This is a genomic window from Zongyangia sp., from assembly GCF_965361945.1.
The window spans coordinates 1-5,243 of sequence record NZ_CBDTOK010000117.1 but is presented as its reverse complement, the minus strand read 5'-3'; the positions used below and the strand labels follow the sequence as shown (position 1 = coordinate 5,243).

At 47.9% G+C, this 5,243-nt stretch carries 5 protein-coding genes; all 5 read right to left on the bottom strand.

Going from position 1 to position 5,243, the window contains the following annotated elements; genetic code table 11:
• Window positions 1–220: 220 nt before the first annotated feature.
• Window positions 221–1,135, bottom strand: a complete 915-nt coding sequence (gene tsf, locus ACZ25G_RS07660) for a translation elongation factor Ts (RefSeq protein WP_342682655.1) — start codon at window positions 1,133–1,135, stop codon at window positions 221–223.
• A 104-nt stretch (window positions 1,136–1,239) separates the two neighbouring features.
• Window positions 1,240–1,983 carry a 30S ribosomal protein S2 gene (gene rpsB / locus ACZ25G_RS07655; protein WP_191482642.1) on the bottom strand — a complete coding sequence of 248 codons (744 nt, stop codon included), beginning with the start codon at window positions 1,981–1,983 and terminating at the stop codon, window positions 1,240–1,242.
• Between the two features lie 202 nt (window positions 1,984–2,185).
• Window positions 2,186–2,479, bottom strand: a complete 294-nt coding sequence (locus ACZ25G_RS07650; protein WP_191482641.1) for a YlmC/YmxH family sporulation protein — start codon at window positions 2,477–2,479, stop codon at window positions 2,186–2,188.
• Between the two features lie 91 nt (window positions 2,480–2,570).
• Window positions 2,571–3,356, bottom strand: coding sequence for an RNA polymerase sporulation sigma factor SigG (sigG, locus tag ACZ25G_RS07645; protein ID WP_191482667.1), 786 nt, complete (start codon window positions 3,354–3,356; stop codon window positions 2,571–2,573).
• A gap of 132 nt (window positions 3,357–3,488) precedes the next feature.
• Window positions 3,489–5,243, bottom strand: a 1,755-nt coding sequence (locus ACZ25G_RS07640; RefSeq protein ID WP_463682060.1) for an ABC transporter permease, incomplete at its 5' end; no start/stop codon positions are given.

The following is a 5,243-nucleotide window of genomic DNA, read 5'->3' as shown; positions in this document are numbered from 1 at the left end:
CTCAGACCTCCTATCTTGAGAAATATCGCTCTCAGTTCCACTTCTCTCCTGAGATCAAGCGGCTCAATGATCCCAATGGACTGATCTGCAACTCCACTACCGGTGAATATCATATATAAAACCGTCGGCTCGTGAAACATATCCTGCCTAAAACAAAAAGGTCATATCCTCTACGGGATATGACCTTCTTTTCCTCATGCTTATTAAATATGGAGAACCACTATTTCATCATGCTGGCAACTTCGTCCGCGAAATTGTCTTCTCTCTTCTCCAAGCCCTCGCCCTTCTCAAAGCGGACAAAGGAAAGCAGCTTGATGGAAGTGCCCAGTGCTTTGGCAGTATTTTCAACATATTTGCCTACGGTTATATCGCCGTCCTTAACAAAGGGCTGCTCTACCAGGCAAACTTCTTTATAGAACTTATTGATTCTGCCCATAACCATCTTTTCAGCGATGTTAGCAGGTTTGCCCTCATTCATTGCCTGTGCTGTGAGGATTTCCTTCTCTTTCGCGACTACATCAGCCGGGACATCCTCTTTGTTCAGGTATTGGGGAGATACAGCGGCAATCTGCATGGCAACATCTTTGGCGAAGTTCTTGAACTCTTCTTTTGCTGCCACAGCGCTGTCGACGTCAAATTTTACCATAACGCCGATTCTGCCACCGCCATGAATATAGGTGCAGATCTCACCCTCCATACGGGTGAAACGGCGGATCTTCATATTTTCACCGATAACCAGGATTTTGTCCCGGAGAATGTCTGCAACAGTCAGATCAGAACCTACCGCCTTGCAAGCCAGCAGAGCATCCACATCAGCAGGATTTTCAGCAATTACGGTCTTTGCAAAGGTGTCTACCATTGCGACAAAGTCAGAGTTCTTTGCAACAAAATCAGTCTCTGCGTTGACCTCAATAATAACACCAACTTTTTTGGCATCGTCAACCAAAGCATATACCAAGCCCTCGGCAGCGATACGAGTTGCTTTTTTCGCCGCAGCAGCCAGTCCCTTTTCGCGAAGGATTTCAATTGCCTTTTCCATATCGCCATCGGTCTGGGACAGTGCTTTTTTGCAATCCATCATTCCGCATCCGGTTCTCTCGCGGAGTGCTTTAACATCACTTGCTGTAAAAGCCATAATAGAATCCTCCTATTGATTATTCCAGATTTTTTCAGTATGTTACAATAGGAATGCCCGGGCAGCTGGCACGGGCATTCTTCTCATTTCAAGGGTATAACGCCTTATGCGTTTGCCTCCGCTTCCTCTTCGGCCTCTTTTTCAGCGGCAGCCTCTTCAGCCTGCTCACCCTGCTTGCCTTCGAGAATAGCGTTGGCCATGGTCTGGGCAATCAGCTTGACAGCGCGGATAGCGTCGTCGTTGCCGGGGATAACATAATCAATTTCATCCGGGTCACAGTTGGTGTCGACAATTGCCACGATGGGAATGCCCAGCTTCTTTGCTTCTGCAACGGCAATTCTCTCTTTGCGCGGGTCAACGATAAACATAGCGCCCGGCAGTTTTTTCATGGTCTTGATACCGCCCATGAATTTCTCCAGTTTCTCAATCTCCAGATTGAGTTTGACAACTTCCTTCTTGGGCAGACGATCAAAGGTACCGTCTTCTTCCATGGTGCGAAGCTGTGCAAGACGGTCAATTCTGCGGCGGATGGTTCTGAAGTTGGTGAGCATACCACCCAGCCATCTGGCGTTGACATAGTTCGCTCCAGCGCGCTCGGCTTCTTCTTTGATGGATTCACCAGCCTGTTTTTTAGTTCCCACAAACAGGACGGATTCACCGCTGGCCGCCACGTCACGGATGAACATGTAAGCCTCTTCCAATTTCTTCACAGTTTTCTGCAGGTCAATGATGTAGATGCCGTTTCTCTCTGTGAAGATGTACTTTGCCATTTTCGGGTTCCATCTTCTTGTCTGATGTCCGAAATGAACACCAGCCTCAAGAAGCTGTTTCATAGATACTACGCCCATGATAAAATCCTCCTTAGGTTTTTCCTCCGTCTTGCCGTTTCTGCAAAATGACCGGTTCATTTGGACCAGCACCTGATCTGCAGCGGCAAAACGTGTGTTTTTCCGATATATTATAGCATGGACGCGCTCTGCTTGCAAGCAATTTTTTCTTATTCCTTACAGTTTTTGCAATGCTTTTGAGGTAAGACGACATTCTCGCCTATCACCGGTTAAAAAGTCCTTCTATCATGCTGCCGAATTTTCGTGGACGTCGGCGCGGCATGTCAAAATTGACCAAAATAATGTCATCCCCGATCACCTGAATCTTGTTCCAGCCGATGACAATGTCATCCTCCCGGCCCAACAACCCAAAACAGCGCAGCCTTCCGTAAACGATAATGGCAACCACGCAGGCATTGCAGGTGTCAATCTCCACATCAGAGACACATCCAAGCACACATCCATCCTTGATGTTGACCACGTCTTTATGCCTTAAGTCCGTAATTCGACAGCTCATTTCCTTCACTCCCTTCTTAAAATCATATTCCTGTGGGAGTAAAAATAGTATCGAAGGAGCAGGCACACTGCCATCCAGTGTGCATGCTTTTTTACATCTGTTTTTTAATCCTCTCTAGCGCTCCCTTTTCCAGCCGTGAGACCTGGGCTTGGCTGATCCCGATTTCGCTGGCGACCTCCATCTGGGTTTTTCCTTCAAAGAAGCGCAGGGACAGAATCTTTTTCTCCCTGCCGGAAAGGCGGGAGATAGCTTCTTTCATTGAGATTTCCTCCAGCCAATTGGTATCGTCATTCTTATCGCCCACCTGATCCATGACATAGATCGTGTCCCCTCCGTCGGAATATACCGGTTCATAGAGGGAAATTGGATCCACAATGGATTCGAGGGCCAGCACGACATCCTCCTTCTTCATTTCCATCTGCTTGGCGATTTCCTCCACTGTCGGCTCCTTCAGTTCTTCTCCCGTCAGCCGTTCCTTGACCTGCATGGCTTTATAGGCGATATCCCGCATAGAGCGGCTGACGCGGATGGCATTATTATCCCTGAGATATCTTCGGATCTCCCCGATAATCATCGGCACACCGTAGGTAGAAAAGCGCACATTCTGATTCGGATCAAAGTTGTCGATGGCTTTGATCAGCCCAATACAGCCCACCTGGAATAGATCATCCAGGTTCTCTCCGCGATTGACAAATTTCTGCACTACGCTCAACACAAGCCGCAAATTTCCGTTGATCAGCTTCTCCCTTGCCTGTTCATCCCCCTGCTTCACCTTTTTGAGCAGCTCCACCTTTTCCGCTTCTTTCAACACTGTCAACTTGGATGTATTGACGCCTGTCAACTCTACTTTATTGAGATACACATCCACACTTCCCATCCAGCTGATTTGCTGTGGCGCCCGTGCGCCTACCTTCACAGTATGGGCATGGGAATATCTGAACATGCATAAGGAGAGAGTTTCCAATTGTTTCTAAAAAAATAGGGGAACGGAAATTCCGTTCCCTATTTTTTACTCTACAGATTTGAGCGACTCTACCATATCGATCTTTTTGAGCTTAAAGTGCACAACTATATTAACAATGACAGTAAAAAGGATGGTTAAAACTGCTGCAAGAATAAAGCAGTAAGGTGCAATATCTGGAACAAACATCACCATATCCACTTCCGCAGTCAAAATGACAAATCGCTCAAAAAAGATGCCAACTACAAGTCCCACCGCCATACCAATCAGCGCCGAAATAGTGTTTTCCCTGTAGATATAGGCTGATACCTCTCTGTCATAGAAGCCCAGCACCTTAATGGTGGCAAGCTCCCGGATACGCTCATTGATATTGATATTGGTCAGGTTATAGAGAACAATGAAGGCAAGTGCTCCCGCCGAGAATATCAGAACCCATACGATGATTCCCAAGCTGCCAACCATATCATCAAATTGGCCGCTGCTGCTGGCGGTATAAGTGACTCCCAGCACACCGTCCTGTTCCATCAAGTAGTTGGAAAGTTCACTTTCTTGGGATGGATCGGTCATATTGAAATAAATCATGTTGTATTCCGGTTCCTCCCGGAAAACCTCATCGTAGAGTTGCGGAGTCATATACACAAAGTTCATAGCATAGTTCTCCGTTACCCCTGTAATTTTCACCTGAATCGGCCGTCCATCCGGCTCGTTGATGGTCAGAGTGTCACCTACTCCCAGTTGGAGCAGCTTGCTTAATTTTTCATTGATAACTACCCCTTCATCGGTCAAGGAAAGGGGCGCTTTCCCCACGCGTTCCTGTAAGACAATATATCGGGAAATCTCCTCCGGTTTTTGGGGGACGTATAGGCTCACGCTCTTTACCGTGTCCCCGTTTTGCACATCAACGCTTTTACTCATCAGTTGCAATGTACTAGAAACTTGGGATGCTTCTGAGAACTTCTGCTCCAAAGCGGTAATACCGCCTTCGGCCTCCGAGCTCTCGACCGCCGCTACTCCATCATATACAAAGATATCTCCGAACTGGCGATCCGAAATAGAAGTAATGGCGTACTGCATGCCAAAGCCTGTCAAAATCAAGGCTGTACATCCACCGATGCCGATGACCGTCATCAACATCCGTTTTTTATAGCGGAACAAATTACGCAGTGTCACTTTATAGGTAAAACTGAGTTTGGACCATAGGAAGGTCCAGCGCTCCAGCAGGACCCTTTTTCCCGCTTTCGGCGCTTTGGGACGCATCAGCTGCGCCGGACTCTCCTGCAACTCTTTGTAGCATGCGAAAAGCGCCGAAATGCCGGTGCAGGCAATCGCCACCAATGTACACCAGAAGGCGTAGTCCCAACGGAAAGGGGTGAGTGCCTTGGGCAAATCATACAGGATACCGTAAGCGTTAATGATGATCTTGGGGAAGAGCTGCATACCAATGCTCAGTCCAACGGCGCTTCCCAAAATACTGGCCAGGATGGCATAGGTTACATATTTCATCATAATGGCGCCTCGGCCATATCCCAGTGCCTTCATGGTACCAATCTGTGTTCTCTGCTCCTCTACCATACGGGTCATGGTGGTCAGACAGACCAACGCCGCCACCAGAATAAAGAAGACGGGAAACACGGTTGCGATAGCATCAACCTTAGCCGCGTCATCTCCGTAATCCGAGTAACCGGGATTGTTTTCGCGGTCCCATACATACCACTGGGGGCCTTCCAGATCCTCCAGCTCGTTTTCAGCATCCCGGATCTCCTTGCGAGCATCCGCTAACTGCTGGTCCGATTCTGCTTTTCC

Coding starts and splice junctions, on each gene's coding strand:
- tsf (WP_342682655.1), bottom strand. CDS start 1,135: ATGGCTTTTACAGCAAGTGATGTTAAAGCACTCCGCGAGAGAACCGGA.
- rpsB (WP_191482642.1), bottom strand. CDS start 1,983: ATGGGCGTAGTATCTATGAAACAGCTTCTTGAGGCTGGTGTTCATTTC.
- ACZ25G_RS07650 (WP_191482641.1), bottom strand. CDS start 2,479: ATGAGCTGTCGAATTACGGACTTAAGGCATAAAGACGTGGTCAACATC.
- sigG (WP_191482667.1), bottom strand. CDS start 3,356: ATGGGAAGTGTGGATGTGTATCTCAATAAAGTAGAGTTGACAGGCGTC.